A 21,859-nucleotide genomic window follows, 5' to 3' on the forward strand; every position below is an offset into this window, starting at 1 on the left:
CTTCTCTGCCAAACAAATTTGGCAGAGAAAGCGTTGAGCTAGACTAGGAGTCGCCTCCAACATCATAACACTCTAAAAGAATCATCTATAAAGTGACGGTATAGTTTGATTATTTAACAAATTCGATAATTACCATAGGTGCTGCATCTCCGCGTCTTGGTTCTGTCTTCAAGATACGAGTGTAACCACCTTGGCGTTCTGCGTAACGAGGTGCAAGATCATTGAATAACTTTTGTAAAGCTGATTCAACAACGATTGCTTCGTTTTCTTCACGTACGCTAGCAACTTCGTTACGAACATAAGTAGCTGCTTGACGACGGGCATGAAGATCTCCACGTTTGCCTAAAGTAATCATTTTTTCTGTTGTAGAACGGATTTCTTTCGCACGAGCTTCAGTCGTAACGATACGTTCATTGATAATTAAATCAGTAGTTAAGTCACGCAACATTGCCTTACGTTGGCTTGATGTGCGTCCTAATTTACGATAACCCACGTTGGTTTTCCTCCTTCACTAAGTTTCGTATACAGTTCGACTAAAAAACGAAATAATAAGTCGAGCTAGCATCCTTCGTAAAGAGTATTAATCGTCTTTACGTAAGCCTAAACCTAAATCATGTAGTTTTAGTTTAACCTCTTCAAGAGATTTACGACCTAAATTACGTACTTTGATCATTTCTGGTTCAGATTTATTTGTAAGTTCTTGTACAGTATTGATCCCTGCACGTTTTAAACAGTTATATGAACGAACAGACAAGTCTAATTCTTCGATGGTCATTTCTAACATTTTTTCTTTTTGTGTTTCTTCTTTTTCAACCATGATTTCAGCGTTTTTCGCTTCATCAGTAAGGTTAACAAAGATGTCTAAATGCTCCGTCATGATCTTAGCAGCTAAGCTAAGGGCTTCTTGAGGAATGATTGAACCATCAGTCCATATTTCCATTGTTAATTTGTCAAAATCATCACGACGACCAACACGAGTGTTTTCTACTTGGTAGTTCACACGGCGAACTGGTGTATAGATGGAATCAACAGGGAGAACACCGATCGGCATATCTTCCTTTTTGTTTTCGTCTGCTTGAACATAGCCACGACCAGGTTTCACTGTTAAGCGAGCATGGAAAGTAGCTCCTTCAGAGACACTACAGATAATTAAATCTTTATTCAAGATCTCAACATCGCTGTCGACGATAATATCGCCAGCAGTTACTGTAGCAGGTCCTGTAATATCGATCTCAAGGGTTTTTTCTTCTTCTGCATAAAGCTTTAATGCTAAGCCTTTGATATTCAAAATAATTTGAGTTACGTCTTCTCTTACACCTTTAATGGTAGAGAATTCATGCAACACACCATCGATTTGAATATTGGTAATAGCAGCTCCTGGTAGAGAAGATAATAAAATACGACGTAGAGAATTGCCTAAAGTAGTCCCGTAACCTCTTTCCAGTGGTTCAACGACGAACTTGCCATAATCTCTATTCTCATCAATTTTTTCGATTCTTGGTTTTTCAAATTCAATCATTCTTATCTATACCCCTTTCAAAACGAAAAGTGTCTTGTTCAATGACGTTCTTAATTCAAACTCAGAATGAGTGGCACTCATTAAACACGACGGCGTTTTGGAGGGCGGCATCCATTATGAGGAACTGGAGTCACGTCACGAATTGCAGTCACTTCTAAACCTGTTGCTTGCAATGAACGAATCGCTGCTTCACGTCCAGAACCAGGTCCTTTAACTGTTACATCAACAGTTTTAAGTCCGTGTTCTTGTGCTGCTTTAGTAGCAGCTTCTGCGGCCATTTGAGCTGCAAACGGTGTTGATTTTTTGCTTCCTTTAAAACCTAATGAACCTGCAGATGACCATGCTAATGCATTACCATGACTGTCAGTGATCATTACAATTGTATTATTGAATGTAGAATGGATATGTGCAATCCCAGTTTCTATATTCTTTTTCACACGGCGTTTACGACTAACTTTTTTTGCTGCCATGAAGATCTAACCTCCTTCACTTAGGAATTATTTTTTCTTGCCTGCTACAGTACGAGCTGGGCCTTTACGAGTACGTGCATTATTTTTCGTGTTTTGTCCACGAGTGGGTAATCCACGACGGTGACGGATACCACGGTATGAACCGATTTCCATCAAGCGTTTGATGTTCAAGTTCACTTCACGACGAAGATCACCTTCAATTTTTAACTTATCGATTTCCGCACGGATAGCATCTGTTTGTTCGTTTGTTAAATCACGAACGCGAATATCTTCAGATACGCCAACGTTTGCTAAAACTTTTTTAGCAGTAGTGTTACCAATACCAAAAATGTAAGTAAGGGAAATCACTACACGTTTATCACGAGGGATGTCTACTCCTGCAATACGAGCCATTCTACGTTACACCTCCTATTATCCTTGACGTTGTTTATGTTTTGGATTTGCTGGGCAAATGACCATAACACGTCCTTTACGGCGAATTACTTTACAATGTTCACACATTGGTTTTACTGATGGTCTTACTTTCATGATAATACCTCCCTGAATTTTACGGAGTACAATTATTTAAAGCGATAAGTGATTCGACCACGAGTTAAATCATATGGAGATAACTCTACAGTTACTTTATCTCCAGGTAAAATACGAATATAATGCATACGAATCTTACCGGAAACAGTAGCAAGAACTTGGTGTCCATTTTCTAGTTCAACTTTAAACATTGCATTCGGCAAAGTTTCGACGACTGTACCTTCGACTTCAATCATATCTTCTTTAGCCACGCACAGTACCTCCTTGTACTTGTTTCGCATTTTCACACGATAAAATGGCGGAAACTTCAGCCCCCACCTAGAATTTTCAATTAAACCTCTACAAAAAGGTAGAAGTCGGACTGATACATTCTATCATAAACTATTCTATTTGGCAAGAGAATCTGAATCAAACACAAATGGTAAGCTTGCGGCTAATCAGAAAACTATTTTTTTTCAATGATTTCTTTCACTTCTGAAAAAACAGTATCGATCTCGCGATTCCCATCTATTGTATGCAATACGTTTTTAGCTTTATAAAAATCTAAAATCGGTGCACTGCTTTTGATGTTGACTGCCAGACGGTTTTTGACCGTTTCAGGCTTGTCATCTTCTCTTTGATAAAATTCATGTCCGCCGCAACGATCACATGTTCCTTCTACGGTAGGAGGATTGAAGATTTTATGATAAGTTGCTCCGCACGAACGGCAGATAAACCGACCGGCTAAACGTTCAACCAAAATTTCTTCTTCTACATGGATGTCGATGACAGCATCAATTTTTTTATTTAATTCTGTTAACATTTTATCTAATGCTTCTGCTTGATCCAAAGTCCGTGGAAAACCATCTAATAAAAAACCTTTATCAGTATCTGATTCAGCCAAACGTTCTTTGACAATTCCATTTGTTACATCGTCAGGAACCAAAGCACCTTTATCGATATAAGATTTCGCTTCTAAGCCAAGAGCAGTTTCGTTTTTCATCGCAGCACGGAACATATCTCCTGTAGAAATATGCGGAATACCATAAGTATCCACGATCTGTTCTGCTTGAGTTCCTTTGCCTGCTCCAGGCAATCCCATTAAAATGAGGTTCATTTCATTTCCTCCTAATTTTAAAGGCTGGCTTTTGAAGCTAGCCTGAGAAGAATGGTGCTGAGGATAACCCTCAACACACGACTCCTACTTATTGATAAAGCCAACATATTGACGTTTCAACATTAAACCTTCTAATTGTTTTGCTGTTTCTAAAGCAACACCAATTACAATCAGTAAGCTTGTTCCTCCAAGGCCAATAGATTGCGGTAACTTCCAAATCATTTGTGCAATGATCGGTAGTAAGGCAACTAAACCTAGGAATATAGAACCGACAACACTTAGTCTCATTAACATTCCAGAAATATATTCTTCTGTCCCTTTACCTGGTCGTACGCTTGGAATATAGCTTCCTTGTTTTTGTAAGTTTTCCGCTAATTTCTCAGGGTTAACTTGAACAAAAGCGTAGAAGAATGTGAAAGCGACGATCAGTACAGTATAAATAATTGCACCTGGAACGGTATTGTAACTAAAAATCTGTGTCATTACATCGTACCAACCTTCACCAGCATAGCTTTTAGAAAAGGCTTGTAGCACAGCATTCGGCGTTGCAATCAATGAACTAGCAAAGATAACTGGGATAACCCCTGCAGCATTTACTTTTAACGGTAAATAACTACTAGTCGGCGCACCCGAAACACGTTTTGTATATTGGATAGGAATTTTTCGTTCTGCTTGCTGGAAAAATGTTACTAATGTAACAACAGCTAAAATTGCAATAATCAAAATCACAATAAAAATCGCAGATTGCCAAATTCTAGAAGATTCAATATTGATAAAGTAATCCTCAACGATTTCTTTGATCCCTTCTGGTAAGCGAGAAATAATCCCCGCAAAGATAATCATTGAAACACCATTTCCGATTCCTTTTTCAGTAATTTGTTCTCCTAACCAAGTAACAAACATTGTTCCACCAGTTAAAATCACAGCAATCATTGCAAAGGTGCTCATATTAGGATTTTTTACAATCCCAACTGAACTTAATTGTTGAAATCCAGCAGTAATCCCAATAGATTGAGCAATACCCAAGAAGATCGTTAGATATCTTGTCGCTTGATTCAATTTCTTACGTCCAACTTCACCTTGCTTCGACCATTCTACAAATTTAGGAACGATGTCCATTTGTAATAGTTGGATAATGATCGATGCTGTAATGTATGGCGAAACCCCCATCGAAAAGATAGAGAAGTTTTGCATAGCACTACCGCTGACCATATTCAACATATTTAAAAACGGTAAATTGCTTAAGTCTTGCAAACCTTTTGCATTTACGCCAGGTACAGTTATATGCGCACCTAAACGAAATACAAAAAGAATGAATACAGTAAACAAAATTTTTGATCTAATGTCTTTGACTTTAAAAGCATCTTTTAATAGTTTAAACATTAGATCACCTCGATTGATCCACCAGCTGCAACAATTGCTTCTTCTGCTGCTTTAGAGAATTTAGCTGCTTTCACAGTTAATTTTTTAGTTGTTAATTCACCATTAGCAAGAACTTTGATTCCAGCTTTTTCGTTTTTCACGATTCCAGCTTCGATCAAGCCTGCAGGTGTTACTTCAGTTCCATCTTCGAAACGATTTAAGACATCTAAGTTGATGACTGCATAATCTTTACGGTTGATGTTCGTGAAGCCGCGTTTTGGTAAACGACGGAATAATGGAGTTTGACCCCCTTCGAATCCTAGTCTTACACCACCGCCTGAACGAGCTTTTTGACCTTTTTGACCGCGTCCAGCAGTTTTACCATTACCAGATGAAGTACCACGTCCAACACGGTTACGTACTTGGCGTGAACCTTCAGCAGGTTGTAATTCATGAAGTTTCATTGGTTTGGCACCTCCTTAACAATGTACTATTGTAAATTAAACTTCTTCAACGTCCACTAAATGTGACACAGTGTTGATCATACCTTTGATTGCTTCGTTCGCAGGTTTCACAACAGAGCTGTTTAGTTTACCTAAACCTAGTGCTTTAACTGTATCTTTTTGGTTTTGAGGACGTCCGATAACGCTGCGTTTTAATGTAACTTTTAATTCAGCCATTATTTTGTCCTCCTTATCCTAAGATTTCTTCTACAGATTTACCGCGAAGTGCTGCCACTTCTTCGGCACGTTTTAATTGTTTTAACCCTTCAACTGTTGCGCGAACAACGTTGATTGGTGTATTTGAACCTAATGATTTTGATGTAATATCTGCTACACCAGCTAATTCCAATACGGCACGAACTGGTCCACCAGCGGCTACCCCAGAACCTTCTACTGCAGGTTTCATAAGGATACGGCCACCACCAAATACCCCGATCACTTCGTGAGGGATACTAGAACCAACCATAGGCACTTCAACTAAGTTTTTCTTCGCGTCTTCGATTGCTTTACGGATTGCTTCTGGCACTTCTTGTGCTTTACCAGTCCCAAAGCCAACGTGACCGTTTTTATCTCCCACAACAACTAGTGCTGCAAAGCGTAGACGACGTCCACCTTTAACAACTTTAGTTACACGGTTGATAGAAACCACGCGGTCTTCTAATTCCAAGTGTTTTGGATCAATATAAACCATGAATGGTGTTCCTCCTTCTCCTAAAATTCTAGTCCATTTTCACGCGCTGCTTCAGCTAAAGCTTGCACGCGGCCATGGTAAAGGTATCCACCACGGTCAAAGACTACTACTTTAACGCCTTTTTCAGCGGCACGTTCAGCGATTAATTTACCAACAGCTGCGGCTGTTTCTGTTTTGTTTCCACCTGAAATTTCTTTATCTAAGGCAGAGGCACTTGCTAGCGTTACACCCGCTACGTCATCAATGATTTGAGCGTAGATGTTTTTGTTAGAACGGAATACGTTCAAGCGTGGGCACTCAGCAGTACCAGAGATTTTGTTACGTACACGACGATGTCTCTTTTGACGTGTTTTGTTTTTGTCTGGTTTTGTAATCACAATTGTCACCTCTTTGTATTTGCTAGCTATTAAGCTGCGATAGACAACGGATCGTTATTTTTCAAACAATGTTGAAAAATAACTCTCAAGCTGCTATTATTTACCAGTTTTACCTTCTTTACGACGTACGAATTCGCCAACATAACGGATTCCTTTGCCTTTATAAGGTTCTGGAGGACGAGTACCACGAATATTTGCTGCTAATTCACCAACATGTTCTTTGTTAGCGCCTTTTACAACGACTTGTGTATTCGAAGGTACTTCTACAGTTACACCAGCTGGTGGTGTGATTTCTACTGGATGAGAATACCCAACGTTAAGAACTAATGTAGTCCCTTGCATTTGAGCACGGTACCCAACCCCGATAAGTTCAAGACCTTTTTCAAAGCCTGTACTTACACCAACAACCATGTTGTTGAAGTTCGCACGAGTTGTTCCGTGGATTGTTTTCATGTCTTTGCTATCATTTGGACGAGTGAATGTTACTTCGTTTCCTTCGATATTCATTGTGATATCAGCAGAAAATTCACGTGTTAATTCACCTTTAGGTCCTTTTACAGTAATGTTGTTTCCTTCTTGTTTGACTTCAACGCCTGCAGGAAGTACAACGATTTTATTACCAATACGGCTCACTTAGAGACACCTCCTTGTGTGTTTTTTTAAATTACCATACGTAGGCGATTACTTCGCCGCCGATGTTTTTAGCTCTTGCTTCTTTATCGGTTACAACACCTTCAGAAGTAGAGATAATCGCGATTCCTAGACCATTCAATACTTTAGGCACTTCGTCAGATTTGACATAAGCACGTAGACCTGGTTTAGAGATACGTTTTAAGTTTGTGATAACACGTTCTTCGTTTTTACCGTATTTAAGGAAAACACGAATCACGCCTTGTTTGTCATCTTCGATATATTCTACATCGCGTACAAAACCTTCACGTTTCAAGATTTCAGCGATATCACGTTTGATTTTTGACGCAGGCACTTCTAAGCTTTCATGTTTAACCATGTTTGCATTACGAATGCGCGTTAGAAAATCTGCAATTGGATCTGTCATGACCATTGAACTATTTACCTCCTTTATGCGAGTTTACTTGTTTACCAGCTAGCTTTCTTCACGCCGGGAATTTGACCTTTATAGGCAAGTTCGCGGAAGCAAATACGGCAAAGATGAAATTTACGATAAACTGAATGTGGACGTCCGCAACGTTCACAACGTGTATACGCTTGTGTTGAATGTTTTGCAGGGCGTTTGTTTTTAGCAATCATTGATTTTTTAGCCACGTAGTTCGCCTCCTTTTATTATTTTTGGAATGGCATACCTAATTGTGCCAACAATTCACGAGATTCTTCATCTGTGTTTGCTGTAGTTACAATAACGATGTCCATACCGCGTACTTTATCTACTAAATCATAATCAACTTCTGGGAAGATTAATTGTTCTTTAACACCTAAAGTATAGTTACCACGTCCGTCAAAAGCTTTTTTGCTTACTCCGTGGAAGTCACGTACACGAGGTAGAGAAACTGATACTAATTTATCTAAAAATTCGTACATTCTTTCTCCGCGTAAAGTAACTTTCGCACCGATCGGCATTCCTTCACGTAAACGGAAACCAGCGATTGATTTCTTAGCTTTCGTGATCAATGGTTTTTGTCCAGTGATCAAGGCTAATTCTTCAACTGCTTTATCTAAATTTTTTGCGTTTGAAACAGCGTCACCCACACCCATGTTAATAACGATCTTATCAACTTTTGGTGTTTGCATAACTGAACTATAATTAAATTTTTCCACTAATGCTGGAGTAATTTCTTTAATATATTTTTCTTTCAGGCGGTTCATTTAGTAAGCCCCTCCTTCCTTTTAATCTATTTATCTAAGACTTCACCGGTTTTTTTAGAAACACGGACTTTTTTACCATCGACTTCTTTGTAACCTACACGACCAGCTACACCTGTTCCGTCAATCACCATTACATTAGAAACATGAATCGGCGCTTCGACTTCTAGGATTCCGCCTTGCGGCGCTGCTTGATTTGGTTTTTGGTGTTTTTTCATGATGTTAACACCTTCAACGATGACTTTGTCTTTTTTAGGAAACGCTGCTAATACAACGCCTTCTTTATTTTTGTCTTTACCAGTGATAATTTTCACTTTATCGCCTTTTTTAACAAACATTACTGTTTCGCACCTCCTTTGATACGTGTCCTGATTATAATACTTCTGGTGCTAGAGAAACGATCTTCATGAAGTTGTTTTCACGTAATTCACGTGCAACAGGACCGAAGATACGAGTTCCACGCGGGCTCTTATCATCACGAATAATTACAGCAGCATTTTCATCAAATTTGATGTATGAACCGTCAGTACGACGAGCTCCTGATTTAGTACGAACGATAACGGCTTTTACGACTTCACCTTTTTTGACAACCCCACCTGGCGTTGCATGTTTAACCGTAGCAACAATCACGTCACCAATATTAGCAGTTTTACGTCCAGAACCACCTAGTACTTTAATCGTTAAGATTTCACGAGCACCTGAGTTATCTGCGACTTTTAATCGGCTTTCTTGTTGGATCACGATGTGTATCCCCCTTTCAGATTTTATGTTTCAATCTATATAGGAAAATCTCGTTTTTATTAGATAATAACTGCTTCTTCGACTACCTCTAGTAAACGGAAACGTTTTGTAGCTGATAATGGACGAGTTTCCATGATTCTTACGATGTCTCCAACTTTTGCAGTGTTGTTTTCATCATGAGCTTTGTATTTCTTAGAATATTTCATACGTTTACCATAAATAGGATGGTTTTTCTTTGTTTCTACGACAACAGTGATAGTTTTATCCATTTTGTCTGAAACAACACGACCTTGGTAAACTTTGCGTTGATTTCTTTCTTCAGTCATACGCGTTTGGCCTCCTTCCACTATTAGTTAGCTTGTTCACGCAATACTGTTTTGATGCGTGCAATCGATTGACGTACTTCTTGAATACGTGCAGTGTTTTCTAATTGACCTGTTGCTAGTTGGAATCTAAGATTAAATAATTCTTCTTTGAATTGCTTTTCTTTTTCAAGCATTTCGGCAGTGGTTAATTCTCTGATTTCTTTAACCTTCATTCGATTCACCACCCATTTCCTCACGTTTTACAATTTTGGTTTTCACCGGTAATTTGTGGGATGCAAGACGAAGTGCTTCACGAGCTACTTCTTCAGGTACGCCTGCGATTTCAAACATGATCTTACCACGTTTAACTGGTGATACCCAGCCTTCAGGTGCGCCTTTACCTTTACCCATACGAACACCGATAGCTTTACTTGTATATGATTTATGAGGGAAAATTTTAATCCATACTTTCCCGCCACGTTTCATATAACGAGTCATAGCAATACGGGCAGCTTCGATTTGACGGTTAGTAATCCAGTGAGATTCAGTTGCTTGTAAACCCCATTCACCAAATGCTACTTCTTTTCCGCCTTTGGCTTCACCACGCATTTTACCTCTAAATTCACGACGGTGTTTCACACGTTTAGGTACTAACATGATTATTTCCCTCCTTTCTCAGTGTTTTTTTTCGTTGGAAGAATTTCTCCACGGTAAATCCACACTTTAACTCCTAATTTTCCGTAAGTTGTGTCTGCTTCTTCCCATGCGTAATCAATATCAGCACGCAAAGTGTGAAGTGGAACTGTACCTTCAGAGTAACCTTCTGAACGAGCGATATCAGCACCGTTTAAACGACCTGATACTTGTGTTTTGATACCTTTAGCGCCTGAACGCATAGTGCGTTGGATCGCTTGTTTTTGAGCACGACGGAAAGCAACACGGTTTTCTAATTGACGTGCGATTCCTTCGCCTACTAATTTTGCATCTAAATCTGGTTTTTTGATTTCAATGATGTTGATATGAACTCTTTTACCAGTTAATGAATTTAATGATTTTCTTAGGTTTTCGACTTCAGATCCGCCTTTACCAATAACCATACCTGGTTTAGCTGTGTGGATTGAAATGTTTACACGATTTGCAGCGCGCTCGATCTCAATTGTAGACACAGCGGCATCAGCAAGTTTTGTCGCGATAAATTTACGGATTCTTAAATCTTCGTGTAAGAACTCAGCATACTCTTTTTCAGCATACCATTTTGCATCCCAGTCGCGGATGATGCCTACACGCATTCCTATTGGATGTACTTTTTGACCCACTGATTGTCCCTCCTCTTAATCTTTTAAGGTTCGGTTGCCACTATTTCAAAATGCTGATGCATTAAGAATAATGGACCTCCTCTTATCAAGTGACATCTGTTTAAAACAGATTATTTTTCTGATACGACTACTGTAAGATGACTTGTACGTTTGTTAATTGGTGATGCTGAACCTTTTGCACGAGGACGGAAGCGTTTCATTGTTGGTCCTTCGTTGACAAATGCTTCAGATACTACTAAGTTTTCAACGTCTAAGTCAAAGTTATTTTCTGCGTTAGCAACTGCTGACATTAAAACTTTTTCAATGATTCCAGCAGATTTGTTTGGCATGAATTTCAAGATAGAAATTGCATCCGCAACGCTTTTACCTCTGATAAGATCGATTACTAAACGGGCTTTACGAGGTGAAGTGCGAACTGTTTTAGCAGTTGCCTTAGCTGATGTAATTTGTTCTGACATTTGCATTTCCTCCCCTCAAAATTAACGTCTAGTTTTCTTATCGTCGGCTCCGTGGCCACGATAAGTTCTAGTTGGTGCAAATTCACCTAATTTATGTCCTACCATGTCTTCTTGGATGTATACAGGAACGTGTTTACGTCCATCATATACGGCAATTGTAAATCCAACAAATGTTGAAAAATTGTAGAACGGCGAGACCAAGTTTTAATTACTTTCTTCTTTTCGGCACCTTGTTGAGCTTCTACTTTTTTCATTAAATGCTCATCAGCGAAAGGTCCTTTTTTCAAACTACGACCCATGGTGAACCTCCTCTCAAAATGTACGACACATGGTCAAAAAAATTATTTAGTACGACGACGAACGATAAATTTGTCGGATTTAGCTCTTTTGTTACGAGTTTTCAAGCCGATAGCTGGTTGACCCCAAGGTGATACTGGAGCTTTACGTCCGATCGGTTGTTTACCTTCACCACCACCGTGTGGGTGATCGTTCGGGTTCATTACGCTACCACGAACTGTTGGGCGTTTACGCATCCAACGAGAGCGGCCAGCTTTACCAATGTTGATTAATTCGTGTTGTTCGTTACCAACAGAACCGATAGTTGCACGGCAAGTTGCTAAGATCATACGAACTTCACCAGAGTTCAAACGGATCAATACGTATTTGCCTTCTTTACCAAGTACCTGAGCACTTGTTCCAGCAGAACGGATCAATTGACCGCCTTTACCAGGTTTCATTTCAATGTTGTGGACAACAGTACCTACTGGAATATTTTCCAATGGTAATGCGTTCCCTACTTTAATATCTGCATCAGTACCGGAAACAAGGCGCATGCCTACTTCCAATCCTTTTGGTGCTAGAATGTATGCTTTGATTCCATCTTCGTAATGTACTAACGCGATGTTAGCAGAACGGTTTGGATCATACTCGATAGTTTTGACAACCGCTACAACGTTATCTTTATTACGTTTGAAGTCGATCATACGGTATTGGCGTTTGTGACCGCCACCTTGATGACGAACTGTAATACGACCGTTGTTGTTACGACCGGCATGGTTTTTTAATGGCGCCAACAACGATTTTTCAGGTGTTGATGTCGTGATTTCAGCAAAATCAGATGCTGTCATATTACGACGGCCATTTGTGGTAGGTTTATACTTTTTAATCGCCACGTCTTTTTCCCTCCCATTTAATAGTTAACATGGACTGCTTATTCAGCAGCATCGAAAATTTGAATTTCTTTTGAATCATCTGTTAATGTCACAACAGCTTTGCGACGTTTTTTTGTGTAACCAGCGTGTTTGCCCATACGTTTAAATTTAGGGCGCACGTTAATGATGTTTACGTTTTTAACTTTAACATCAAATGCTGCTACAACAGCTTGTTTTACTAAAGTTTTATTTGCACGAGTGTCCACTTCGAAAGTGTATTTCTTTTCATCCATAGCAAGCATGGATTTTTCAGTGATCACTGGGCGTTTGATTACGTCTAGTAAGTTCATTATGCAAGCACCTCCTCAATTTGAGTAAGAGCAGTTTGTGTTGCCAATACTTTAGTATTAGAAACGATATCTAAAACACTTACGTTATCAGAAGTTACTACAGAAACGTTTGGTAGATTACGTGCAGACAATGCTGCAAAATCATTTCCTGTTTCTAAAACAACTAATACTTTCGCATCAATAGATAAGTTAGTTAAAACTTGTTTGAATTCTTTTGTTTTTGGTGCATCAAAGCCTAAAGCTTCAACTGCTACCAAGTTGTTTTCAGCAACTTTATCTGACAATACAGATTTCATTGCTAAACGACGAACTTTTTTAGGAAGTTTGTAGCTGTAAGAACGCGGTGTTGGTCCGAAGACTACGCCACCTCCACGCCATTGTGGTGAACGAATTGAACCTTGACGAGCACGACCAGTTCCTTTTTGACGCCATGGTTTACGGCCGCCGCCACGAACTTCTCCGCGGTGTTTTACTGAGTGTGTACCTTGTCTTAATGAAGCACGTTGCATGATGATTGCATCGTAGACAACTGATTCATTTGGTTCGATTCCGAAAATCTCTTCGTTTAAAGTGATTTCACCATTTTGAGTTCCATCTTGTTTAAATAATGCTACATTCGGCATTCCTTAGTTCCTCCTTTCCCTACGCTTATTTAGCTTTCACAGCTGATTTGATTGTGATTAATGATTTTTTCGCTCCAGGAATGTTACCTTTGATCATGATTACATTTCTTTCAGCGTCCACTTTAACAATTTCAAGGTTTTGAATTGTTACGCGGTTGCCACCCATACGGCCAGCAAGTTTTTTATTTTTAAATACACGGTTAGGTGCAACTGGACCCATTGACCCAGGACGACGGTGGTAACGTGAACCGTGACTCATTGGTCCGCGGCTTTGTCCGTGACGTTTGATAACGCCTTGGAATCCTTTACCTTTCGAAGTTCCTGTAACATCAATAATGTCTCCTGCTTGGAAAACATCTACCTTAATTTCTGTACCTACTTCATATTCTCCTAGCTCAACATTTTTGAATTCCTTAATGAAGCGCTTAGGAGCCGTGTTTGCTTTTGCAACATGACCTTTCGCAGGTTTGTTCGATAAAACTTCACGTTTGTCTTGGTAACCGATTTGGATAGCTTCGTATCCGTCAGTCTCAACAGTTTTTACTTGTAAAACTACGTTTGGCGTAGCTTCAACTACTGTTACTGGAATTAATTCACCAGACTCAGTAAAGATTTGTGTCATTCCCACTTTTTTTCCTAAGATTCCTTTGGTCATGAGTACACCTCCATCATCTTGATTTTATAGTTTGATTTCAATATTCACACCAGATGGTAAGTCAAGCTTCATTAAAGCATCAACTGTTTTTGGTGTTGGGTTCACAATGTCGATTAGACGTTTGTGCGTACGCATTTCGAATTGTTCGCGTGAATCTTTGTATTTATGAGTCGCACGAATAACTGTGTAAAGCGAGCGTTCTGTTGGTAATGGAATTGGTCCTGACACGTCAGCTCCAGTTCTTTTTGCTGTTTCCACAATTTTATCCGCTGATTGATCTAAAATACGGTGTTCATACGCTTTTAAACGGATACGAATTTTTTGTTTTGCCATCTTGTTCCCTCCTTCGCCTATTTTGAAAGTAGACATAGCTCCACGAAAATTTTTCCGTCACGCTCGTTCGTGGCAAAGCGTCCGGGCGTGTCGCAACCTCTCGTTTCTTAGCCGGTAGATCAAAACCTTGATTTACCAATGCTTTTACACTTCTGTAAATAGCACCTTTGTAATTATATTACAGAAACATAGCAATAGCAAGGTTTTTTCAGAAAAAACGACTTTTTTACTGTAACCATTTTCTTAAAGTGTAAATTCTCTTTTATTGATTCCTCCAACAAGCGATTTACTCTTTATAATAGAAGGAAAATATTTTTATTCACTTTTTTGATTGAGTTAAACTTTACACTTACAAACAAAAAAAGACCGGAACGTACCTTTTTGGGTTACGTTCCAGTTTCGGAAAATTTGAATAGATAGCGAACACTACGCCAGCTACTTTATATTTCTCAGCGTGCCACTCAAGCTCGCCTTTTAAAAATGAACAAATGAACTCTACTGCATATCACTAATGATCTGCTCAACATTCATGTACTGGAAATCCTCTGGTTTTATGAAGACAATTTTCGACGTGCATTTTTGTTGTTCAATAATTTTACGGATTTTTTCTTCATGTCGTACAACTTGTGGTGTTAGAAGCAAGACATCATAGTTTTTAAACTCAAGTTTTTCTTGCACACGACTTATTGGGGCATAATCAACCGCATAATCCAAACGTCTCTCTCTAAGCGTCTCAAGTATTTTTGATACCAACAAAGATGCACTGATCCCCGCTTCACAAATGATTAATATATTTTTTTCCATAGCAAACCTCCTGACCTTAATTTCAGTGCCACTTCAAGTAATCTCAGTAGATGCGGCTAGACTTATTGTAAACTTGCAAAGCCTATCGGAGAAAAAGCGACATATGTTAATATGACAATCAACACTAACACAATAGAAACAACTTTCGTGTATCGCCAAGGTTTAATATCAACTTTCGTATCGAAAGAATCTAACACAAACTTTCCGTCCGGTTTCAATTTGGAGATGGCTAACATGATCACTACGTCTAAGAAGAATAGAATACTCAACACATATAAGAAATGAATATCCTTAAGGAACACTTTTGATAACGCATACAAAACAATATGAATAGCAATTGTAGACTTAGCTGCCACAGCGGTTGCCGTTTTTGAATAAAAAGCAAAAAGGATAATTACTAACAGCGGCATATTGTATAAACCGTTAAATTCTTGAACGAATTGATACAATCCTGCTGGAGCAAAGGAAATAAATGGTGCAACAACGACCGAGATCACGCCAACTATGACAGTTACGATTTTTCCAGCGCGTGCGATTTGCTTATCGTCTGCTTGTTTATTGATCACTGGTTTGTAAAAATCAAGCGAGAACAGCGTAGCCGTTGCATTTAAAGCACCAGCAAATGAAGATAAAATTGCGCCAAAGATCACTGCCGCAAAAACACCAAACAACGCTTGTGGCAATACTTCAGTTACAAGATATGGATAGGCATTATCGGGATTACTCATCAGTGCATCACCAAAGATATTCCGGGCTACAATTCCTGGAAATACTAAGAATAGCGCGCCAAAAACTTTAAAAAGTCCAACAATAAACGTGCCTTTTTGCGCTTCTGCTAGATTTTTTCCAGATAAAGCTTTTTGTACGATCATCTGATTGGTACACCAGAAATATAAATTATTAAATAGCATCCCTGTAATCAGTGTCGGCCACGGTACAATCGCTGAATCGATTGCTCCGACAGAATTCAGTAGCCACGGGGTATGATCAACGATGTAATCGATCCCGCCAATAAAATGACCATCGCCTAACTTCATGACACCTAAGATCGGAATCAATAAGCCGCAAATCAGCAAGCCGACGCCATAAACAGTATCACTATTGGCACTCAATGATAACCCACCGATCAATAGATAGAGAATGCCTACAATACCAATGATTACGGCAACTAAAATAATAGCTACGATCGGTCGAACACCTAATAGTTCATCAATATGGAAAATTTTATTAAAAACTAATGAACCTGAATATAAAACAACTGGCAAAAAAGAAATCATGTATGTCACAATAAACAAAATCGAAATCACTCTTTTAGTCACTGTATCATAACGAATTTCAATAAAATCTGAGACGGTATTGATCCCGTATTTAAAATACTTCGGTAAAAAAATAACGGCTAAAGCAACAATCGCAATCGCAGCCGTCACTTCCCAAGCCATCACTTCCATACCTGCATGATAACTCTGACCATTTTGACCAACGATTTGTTCAGTTGATAAGTTTGTCATGATGATCGAACCTGCGATCGGCAAGGCGGTCAAGCTTCTCCCCCCCATAAAGAAGCCTTCTGAACCTGAAGTATCCACTCCTTTTGCACGCCGATAAGCAAACAACCAGACACATGCAACAATTACGACAAAACTGACAAGAGAAAATATATTCATATGCTTCCGCTCCTTTTTCGGCTTTTAGTTATTTGTGATTTCACGAATATATTTTCTCGCCTTCACCGCATATTCAAAAGGATTCGCTTTTGCTGGATCTTGTTCTGCCTCAACGACGATCCACCCTTCATACCCACTGTTTTTGATTGCTTCCCAAATCGGCTTGAAATCGATCATTCCGTCACCCGGAACAGTAAATACACCTGCTTTAACTGCATTTAAAAAACTTTGTTCCGTAGACTTCACTTGTGCAGCTACTTCTTTTCGAATGTCTTTAAAATGGATGTGTTTGATTCGTTCTTGATATGTTTGATAAATAGAAATCGGATCTTCACCTGAAAAAACTAAGTGTCCGGTATCAAATAACAAAGAGACTTTTTCTGGATCTGTCATTTTCATTAGCTGATCGATTTCTTCTGTTGTCTGCACCCCAGTCCCCATATGATGATGATAAACGATCGTCATCCCTTTAGCATTTGCTAATTCACCTAAACGTTCTAAGCCAGAAGCTAAATCTTGCCATTCTTGTGTTGTGAATACAGGTTTTTCTTTAAAAATGGGTATGTCCATCTGCCTTGAATGCTGTGTCCTTGTTCCGAAACGACAATCACCTTTGCCCCCATAGCATGCAGAAAATTCATATGTTCAATAAAGTCTTGCTCTGTTTTCTCATATGGTTCAGTTGTTAGAAATGCGCTAAACCAAGCACTCGCCACTGATAATCCACGAATATCAAGGTACGGACGCAACACATTGGGGTCTTTAGGATACTTATTACCGATTTCTGTACCGACAAAGCCTGCTAAAGCCATTTCACTAATACACTGTTCAAACGTATTCTCCTTGCCAAGTTCTGGCATATCATCATTAGTCCAGGCAATCGGCGCAATACCAAAACGGATTTTCGATTCACTCATTTAAATTTTCTCCCCTTTCTAAGGAATGTTACTTATTTATTTTCAATGTCAATCAATTCATTTGTCTCAAATGATTTTTTACAAGCTAAAGCAATCTTAGTTGATTGAAGACCGTCATAAGCTGACACTTCTGGCTGACGTTTTTCCTTGATACAAGCAATAAATTCTTTCGCTTCATTAATAAATGCTTCACGAAATCTTTCTGGAAAATCCTGTGAGCACGCCCGGACAACACCTTGTTCATTCATTACTGTCACTAGATTTTTCTCTGGTGCCGCTGCCACACGTAACATCCCTTTCGTTCCAATCAATTCTGTTTCCACATGATAGCCATGGTGACAATTCCTACCTGCGACTAAAATTGCCATGGCTTGATTTTCCAACTGCATCATCGCGGCTCCAGTCTCTAACTCTCCTACTTCATCTAATTCAGGATAGGCAGCATTTTTCCCAATTGCCCAAACTCTATTAACTTCTTTTTTCATAAACCAACGAACTAAATCGATATCATGGATCGACATATCCATGAATATTCCCCCACTGTCACTGGCACCAGCAAATTTGACAAAACTTTCCATGGCAGAACTAGGGTCGATGCTGTAACAACGCATTAGCGTCAACTCACCTAATGTCCCAGAATCTACTAATTGTTTGGCGTATTGGTAGGAGTCATCATACCGTCGCATAAATCCCAGCATGAAGACTTGATTCGGATGATTTTGAATCACTCGCTGCGTTTCTTTTATTTCAGCTAAATCCAATCCGATTGGTTTTTCACTAAAAACATGTTTTCCATTTTCCATCGCTAAGCGAATCTGTTCACAATGAAAACCAGAAGGCGAAACAATAAAGACTGCATCAATTGACGGACTTTTTACCATTTCTTCGTATTTTTTATAGGTTTGTTTCACACCTAACTCTGTTACTGCATAATCTAGTTCTTCTTGAACAAAACTACAGGCAGCGACTAGTTGACATCCTTGTACATTTTCAGCTAAGTTTTTTGCATGAACTTTCCCTAATCGACCTAATCCAACGATTCCTACTTTGATTTTCTCCATTTTCAGCCTCCCAGTAATTTAGTTATGACATTTCTTTCTTATTTATATAGCGTTGGACAATCAGGCAGTTGAATCAGCGCTCGCTCCCCTGTATCTCTGGCTTGTCCACAAGCATCCATTGTAACTGCAGCAACATAACCGTCCCAAGCAGTCGGTCCAGTTAAATCGCCAGCTTGAATCGAACGAATCCACAATTCAAATTCATAATCATACGCTTCGATAAAGCGAGTTTGCCAATCTGGCGCGATTTTGGTATAGTTTTTGCCTTTTGACTTCACATGGGTATACGCTGGATCTTCTAACCCGATTTCACCAGTTTCGCAAACAACCTCACACTTGATATCGTAGCCAAATTGACAATTGACAAAGATTTCTAAATCAATATGAATGCCGGATGTTGTTTCTAAAATCAGCATTTGCGGGTCATGTAATTTTTCATGAGTAAAACTCGTTTGCTTTGGCATGATCATTTGAGCAGAAACATAATCTTCCTGAAGTAACCAGCGTAATGCATCAATTTCGTGGATTCCTGTGTTGATGATTGCCATCGGGGTATGATAATTTTCGTCTGCTGTCGGATTTCTATGGGCACAATGCAACATCAATGGTTCACCGAACTCTTTCGTTTCGATGGCCTGTTTCAGCTCAATATAGCCGCGATCATATCTTCTCATAAAACCAACTTGAACTAATTTCTTCCCTGCAGCCATTTCGGCCTCTACAATTCGTTTGCATCCAGCGCTGTCTGTCGCTAAAGGTTTTTCACAGAAAACGTATTTGCGGTGCTTGATTGCTTCCAATACATATTTTTCATGCGTTGGATCCCAAGAGGTTACCACTACAATATCAACACTTGTAGAAGCAATTAATTCTTCTCCTGTTTCAAAAAAACAGCATCAATTTGATTGGCCAAACGTTGCGCCTGCGCCACATTTATATCCGAAACCGCTGTAACATAAGCTCCTTGTACTTTTTCATTGATCCGTCTGATATGTTCGATTCCAATTGCGCCTGTTCCGATGACCCCTACTTTTAAATCCATTGTGTTCCCTCCATTTTCTATTTTTTCGCAAACCTGTCGAACAAGTTTTGTTACACCCGAAAATGTATTCGCTTTCAATTTCATTCAACTGTTTATCTGCTCTTTTCAAAAAAAGCAGCTAAACATCACTTTTTAGATTATTAATATTCTTTGGCCGTTTTCAATATCTCTTGGCTACGTTCGTAAGCCGTGTGAACGGCCAAACTTTTCGAAACCTCTGCTACCCCTACATGCCACCAGCTATCATAGCCATCTGACATCGTTTTTGGCAAAACTTTGATGTCAATCAATGTTGACTTGTCTTGTTTTTTCGCGTCTTCCAATGCAGCTATAAGTGTTTCTTTAGTATTTGCACGGTAGACTTTAGCACCATAGCCTTCTGCAACTTTGGCATAATCAATTGACATGATTTGATCATTGTAGTCTCTGAATTCGCATTTGTAACTATCGCTGCCATTAGCCATTTGTAAATTATTGATACAACCAAACCCTGAATTATCGAATAGCAAGATATTGATTTTTTGATGATATTGCAAAGCCGTCACCAACTCTGAGTGAAGCATCAAAAAGCTGCCATCTCCAACCATAGTGTAAACTTCTTGTGACGGGCTGGCTAATTTCACTCCTAAAGCACCGCCGATTTCATACCCCATACAGGAGTATCCGTATTCTAAATGATACGTATTCGGAACAACTGAATTCCACAATCGTTGCATATCTCCAGGTAACGAGCCTGCCGCTGCAATAGCGATACTGTCTTTTTCAACGGTGTCATTGATCGTAAGAAAGGCACTTGTTTGAGTAAAGTTTGTATCTAACGTATCCGCATATTCATTTAAGATATCTTGTGTAAACTGACCTTTGATCTCTGGTGAAAAATTAGTTCTTGAAAATGTCGTCTCACGCAGACGTTTTCGTTCGGCTGACCATTCCGTTTTCAAGTGCTGGATCGTGTCACCAAGTGTTGTTTGATACCCGATAAGCATCGGAGTCAGCAGTGTCAAAGTCTCTTTCGCATCACCAATAAGCTGGAAAGCATCAAATTTATATGCCTGCATTCGATTAACATTGATATTCAAAAATTTTGTTTGCTCATAGTCAAAGGCCGTTTTAGAAGAGGTCGTAAAATCAGTGTAACGTGTACCGACTCCGATGATTAGGTCAGCTTGCCGAACCGCTTTATTGGCGGCCAGCGTTCCTAAAATACCAGTCCCTCCTAGGTTATTGTTAAAATCTGCCTCTACCGTTGCTTTCCCAGCAGGCGTTTCAACTAGTGGGATACCACATTGAAAAGATAAGCGCAGTAGTGCCTCGCGGGCTTCTGAATATTTTGCTCCGCCCCCGACGATTATTACAGGTTTTTTGCTTGCTTTGATTCTTTCGACTGCCCCTTCTAATGCCCGTTGACTCGGTATTTGTCGATCAACATAATGAACTCTTTTCTTGAAAAATTCTTCATCATAATCATAAGCCTCCGCTTCTGTATCTTGCGCAATGCAAATCGTTGCAGGTCCACACGTTGCAGGATTTGTCATCACTTCAAATGCTCTAAGCAGGCTGCTCATCAACTGTTCTGGACGTTGAATTCGATCCCAATATTTTGAAACAGACTTAAAAGCATCATTTGTCGTTATTGCCGCACTTGTCTCGTGTTCTAATTGTTGCAAGACCGGATCAGGCTGTCGTGTAGCAAAAGTATCTGCCGGCAATAGCAACACGGGAATATTATTAGCAAAAGCGGTGGCCGCAGCTGTGATCATATTGGCTGAACCCGGACCTGCTGAAGCAGTCACTGCAAAAATTTTCTGCCGTAGTTTTTGCCGACTATATGCTATTGCAGCGTGGGTCATCCCTTGTTCATTTTTCCCTTGAAATACTTTTAAATGCCCTGGTTCTTCTTCAAGTGCTTGGCCAATTCCTAAGACATTTCCATGACCAAACACGGTGAATATCCCTTCAACAAAAGGAAACTCATTTCCATCGATATGAATGTACTGCTGATTTAAAAATTTGATCAGCGCTTGGGCTGTGGTCAAGCGAATTCTTTTAACCAT

At 39.4% G+C, this 21,859-nt stretch carries 34 protein-coding genes and 2 pseudogenes; all 36 read right to left on the bottom strand.

The window, feature by feature from the left end:
* Positions 1-109: 109 nt before the first annotated feature.
* A complete protein-coding gene (gene rplQ, locus V192_RS0105470) occupies positions 110-493 on the bottom strand; it encodes a 50S ribosomal protein L17 (protein ID WP_025869346.1) in 384 nt (127 codons plus the stop codon).
* Between the two features lie 87 nt (positions 494-580).
* Positions 581-1,519, bottom strand: a complete 939-nt coding sequence (locus V192_RS0105475) for a DNA-directed RNA polymerase subunit alpha (RefSeq protein WP_010761667.1) — start codon at positions 1,517-1,519, stop codon at positions 581-583.
* An 80-nt stretch (positions 1,520-1,599) separates the two neighbouring features.
* Positions 1,600-1,989, bottom strand: a complete 390-nt coding sequence (gene rpsK, locus V192_RS0105480) for a 30S ribosomal protein S11 (protein WP_010761668.1) — start codon at positions 1,987-1,989, stop codon at positions 1,600-1,602.
* Between the two features lie 27 nt (positions 1,990-2,016).
* Complete coding sequence (rpsM, locus tag V192_RS0105485; RefSeq protein WP_010766211.1) at positions 2,017-2,382, bottom strand: 30S ribosomal protein S13; 366 nt, start codon at positions 2,380-2,382, stop codon at positions 2,017-2,019.
* An 18-nt stretch (positions 2,383-2,400) separates the two neighbouring features.
* On the bottom strand, positions 2,401-2,517 hold the full coding sequence (rpmJ, locus tag V192_RS0105490) for a 50S ribosomal protein L36 (protein ID WP_002288710.1): 117 nt from the start codon (positions 2,515-2,517) through the stop codon (positions 2,401-2,403).
* Between the two features lie 32 nt (positions 2,518-2,549).
* Positions 2,550-2,768, bottom strand: a complete 219-nt coding sequence (gene infA / locus V192_RS0105495) for a translation initiation factor IF-1 (RefSeq protein ID WP_002356224.1) — start codon at positions 2,766-2,768, stop codon at positions 2,550-2,552.
* Positions 2,769-2,962: 194 nt separating this feature from the next.
* Positions 2,963-3,613 (bottom strand): adenylate kinase, encoded by a 651-nt coding sequence (locus V192_RS0105500; protein ID WP_025869788.1) that lies wholly within the window; start codon positions 3,611-3,613, stop codon positions 2,963-2,965.
* Between the two features lie 84 nt (positions 3,614-3,697).
* The gene (gene secY / locus V192_RS0105505) at positions 3,698-4,996 is read right to left on the bottom strand and encodes a preprotein translocase subunit SecY (RefSeq protein WP_025869790.1); all 1,299 of its coding nucleotides are present in this window, start codon (positions 4,994-4,996) and stop codon (positions 3,698-3,700) included.
* Positions 4,996-5,439, bottom strand: a complete 444-nt coding sequence (rplO, locus tag V192_RS0105510; RefSeq protein WP_025869791.1) for a 50S ribosomal protein L15 — start codon at positions 5,437-5,439, stop codon at positions 4,996-4,998. Before rplO ends, secY begins: the two co-directional genes overlap by 1 nt.
* A gap of 36 nt (positions 5,440-5,475) precedes the next feature.
* Positions 5,476-5,655 (bottom strand): 50S ribosomal protein L30, encoded by a 180-nt coding sequence (gene rpmD / locus V192_RS0105515; RefSeq protein WP_010761673.1) that lies wholly within the window; start codon positions 5,653-5,655, stop codon positions 5,476-5,478.
* A 13-nt stretch (positions 5,656-5,668) separates the two neighbouring features.
* Positions 5,669-6,169, bottom strand: a complete 501-nt coding sequence (rpsE, locus tag V192_RS0105520; protein ID WP_010761674.1) for a 30S ribosomal protein S5 — start codon at positions 6,167-6,169, stop codon at positions 5,669-5,671.
* Between the two features lie 20 nt (positions 6,170-6,189).
* Positions 6,190-6,546, bottom strand: a complete 357-nt coding sequence (rplR, locus tag V192_RS0105525; RefSeq protein ID WP_010761675.1) for a 50S ribosomal protein L18 — start codon at positions 6,544-6,546, stop codon at positions 6,190-6,192.
* Between the two features lie 96 nt (positions 6,547-6,642).
* On the bottom strand, positions 6,643-7,179 hold the full coding sequence (rplF, locus tag V192_RS0105530) for a 50S ribosomal protein L6 (RefSeq protein ID WP_025869795.1): 537 nt from the start codon (positions 7,177-7,179) through the stop codon (positions 6,643-6,645).
* A gap of 31 nt (positions 7,180-7,210) precedes the next feature.
* Positions 7,211-7,609, bottom strand: a complete 399-nt coding sequence (rpsH, locus tag V192_RS0105535) for a 30S ribosomal protein S8 (protein WP_010761677.1) — start codon at positions 7,607-7,609, stop codon at positions 7,211-7,213.
* 35 nt (positions 7,610-7,644) lie between these two features.
* The gene (locus V192_RS0105540; RefSeq protein ID WP_002356214.1) at positions 7,645-7,830 is read right to left on the bottom strand and encodes a type Z 30S ribosomal protein S14; all 186 of its coding nucleotides are present in this window, start codon (positions 7,828-7,830) and stop codon (positions 7,645-7,647) included.
* Positions 7,831-7,848: 18 nt separating this feature from the next.
* A complete protein-coding gene (rplE, locus tag V192_RS0105545; protein ID WP_025869812.1) occupies positions 7,849-8,388 on the bottom strand; it encodes a 50S ribosomal protein L5 in 540 nt (179 codons plus the stop codon).
* A 26-nt stretch (positions 8,389-8,414) separates the two neighbouring features.
* Entirely contained in the window at positions 8,415-8,723 is a 309-nt protein-coding gene (rplX, locus tag V192_RS0105550) for a 50S ribosomal protein L24 (protein WP_010761679.1), read from the bottom strand.
* Between the two features lie 34 nt (positions 8,724-8,757).
* Positions 8,758-9,126, bottom strand: a complete 369-nt coding sequence (gene rplN / locus V192_RS0105555; protein WP_010761680.1) for a 50S ribosomal protein L14 — start codon at positions 9,124-9,126, stop codon at positions 8,758-8,760.
* Positions 9,127-9,185: 59 nt separating this feature from the next.
* A complete protein-coding gene (gene rpsQ / locus V192_RS0105560; protein ID WP_010761681.1) occupies positions 9,186-9,452 on the bottom strand; it encodes a 30S ribosomal protein S17 in 267 nt (88 codons plus the stop codon).
* A 23-nt stretch (positions 9,453-9,475) separates the two neighbouring features.
* Positions 9,476-9,664, bottom strand: a complete 189-nt coding sequence (rpmC, locus tag V192_RS0105565) for a 50S ribosomal protein L29 (RefSeq protein ID WP_010761682.1) — start codon at positions 9,662-9,664, stop codon at positions 9,476-9,478.
* Positions 9,654-10,088, bottom strand: a complete 435-nt coding sequence (rplP, locus tag V192_RS0105570) for a 50S ribosomal protein L16 (protein WP_002356208.1) — start codon at positions 10,086-10,088, stop codon at positions 9,654-9,656. The genes rpmC and rplP overlap by 11 nt, the downstream gene beginning before the upstream one ends.
* Positions 10,089-10,090: 2 nt before the next feature.
* A complete protein-coding gene (rpsC, locus tag V192_RS0105575) occupies positions 10,091-10,747 on the bottom strand; it encodes a 30S ribosomal protein S3 (RefSeq protein ID WP_010766221.1) in 657 nt (218 codons plus the stop codon).
* 110 nt (positions 10,748-10,857) lie between these two features.
* On the bottom strand, positions 10,858-11,205 hold the full coding sequence (gene rplV, locus V192_RS0105580; RefSeq protein WP_010761685.1) for a 50S ribosomal protein L22: 348 nt from the start codon (positions 11,203-11,205) through the stop codon (positions 10,858-10,860).
* 111 nt (positions 11,206-11,316) lie between these two features.
* Positions 11,317-11,504 (bottom strand): annotated as a pseudogene (locus V192_RS0105585) (ribosomal protein S19 family protein); the annotation flags it as partial.
* 42 nt (positions 11,505-11,546) lie between these two features.
* A complete protein-coding gene (rplB, locus tag V192_RS0105590; protein ID WP_025869823.1) occupies positions 11,547-12,377 on the bottom strand; it encodes a 50S ribosomal protein L2 in 831 nt (276 codons plus the stop codon).
* Between the two features lie 38 nt (positions 12,378-12,415).
* Entirely contained in the window at positions 12,416-12,706 is a 291-nt protein-coding gene (gene rplW, locus V192_RS0105595; protein WP_010761688.1) for a 50S ribosomal protein L23, read from the bottom strand.
* Positions 12,706-13,329: a 50S ribosomal protein L4 gene (rplD, locus tag V192_RS0105600; RefSeq protein WP_025869826.1), complete on the bottom strand. Its 624-nt coding sequence runs from the start codon at positions 13,327-13,329 to the stop codon at positions 12,706-12,708. Before rplD ends, rplW begins: the two co-directional genes overlap by 1 nt.
* Positions 13,330-13,354: 25 nt before the next feature.
* On the bottom strand, positions 13,355-13,984 hold the full coding sequence (rplC, locus tag V192_RS0105605; protein WP_025869828.1) for a 50S ribosomal protein L3: 630 nt from the start codon (positions 13,982-13,984) through the stop codon (positions 13,355-13,357).
* 24 nt (positions 13,985-14,008) lie between these two features.
* On the bottom strand, positions 14,009-14,317 hold the full coding sequence (gene rpsJ, locus V192_RS0105610; RefSeq protein WP_002389727.1) for a 30S ribosomal protein S10: 309 nt from the start codon (positions 14,315-14,317) through the stop codon (positions 14,009-14,011).
* Between the two features lie 495 nt (positions 14,318-14,812).
* Positions 14,813-15,121, bottom strand: coding sequence for a PTS sugar transporter subunit IIB (locus V192_RS0105615; protein WP_025869834.1), 309 nt, complete (start codon positions 15,119-15,121; stop codon positions 14,813-14,815).
* Between the two features lie 62 nt (positions 15,122-15,183).
* Positions 15,184-16,785 (bottom strand): solute:sodium symporter family transporter, encoded by a 1,602-nt coding sequence (locus V192_RS0105620; protein ID WP_082265972.1) that lies wholly within the window; start codon positions 16,783-16,785, stop codon positions 15,184-15,186.
* 24 nt (positions 16,786-16,809) lie between these two features.
* A pseudogene (gene iolE, locus V192_RS19390) lies at positions 16,810-17,702 on the bottom strand (myo-inosose-2 dehydratase).
* A 32-nt stretch (positions 17,703-17,734) separates the two neighbouring features.
* Positions 17,735-18,763 carry an inositol 2-dehydrogenase gene (iolG, locus tag V192_RS0105630; protein WP_025869838.1) on the bottom strand — a complete coding sequence of 343 codons (1,029 nt, stop codon included), beginning with the start codon at positions 18,761-18,763 and terminating at the stop codon, positions 17,735-17,737.
* 38 nt (positions 18,764-18,801) lie between these two features.
* A complete protein-coding gene (locus V192_RS19395; protein WP_275574525.1) occupies positions 18,802-19,602 on the bottom strand; it encodes a Gfo/Idh/MocA family protein in 801 nt (266 codons plus the stop codon).
* 26 nt (positions 19,603-19,628) lie between these two features.
* The gene (locus tag V192_RS22555) at positions 19,629-19,805 is read right to left on the bottom strand and encodes a Gfo/Idh/MocA family oxidoreductase (protein ID WP_275574526.1); all 177 of its coding nucleotides are present in this window, start codon (positions 19,803-19,805) and stop codon (positions 19,629-19,631) included.
* Positions 19,806-19,945: 140 nt separating this feature from the next.
* Complete coding sequence (gene iolD / locus V192_RS0105640) at positions 19,946-21,859, bottom strand: 3D-(3,5/4)-trihydroxycyclohexane-1,2-dione acylhydrolase (decyclizing) (RefSeq protein ID WP_025869840.1); 1,914 nt, start codon at positions 21,857-21,859, stop codon at positions 19,946-19,948.

Origin of the sequence: Enterococcus crotali (assembly GCF_000633635.1) — a bacterium.
Lineage (GTDB): Bacteria > Bacillota > Bacilli > Lactobacillales > Enterococcaceae > Enterococcus_L > Enterococcus_L crotali.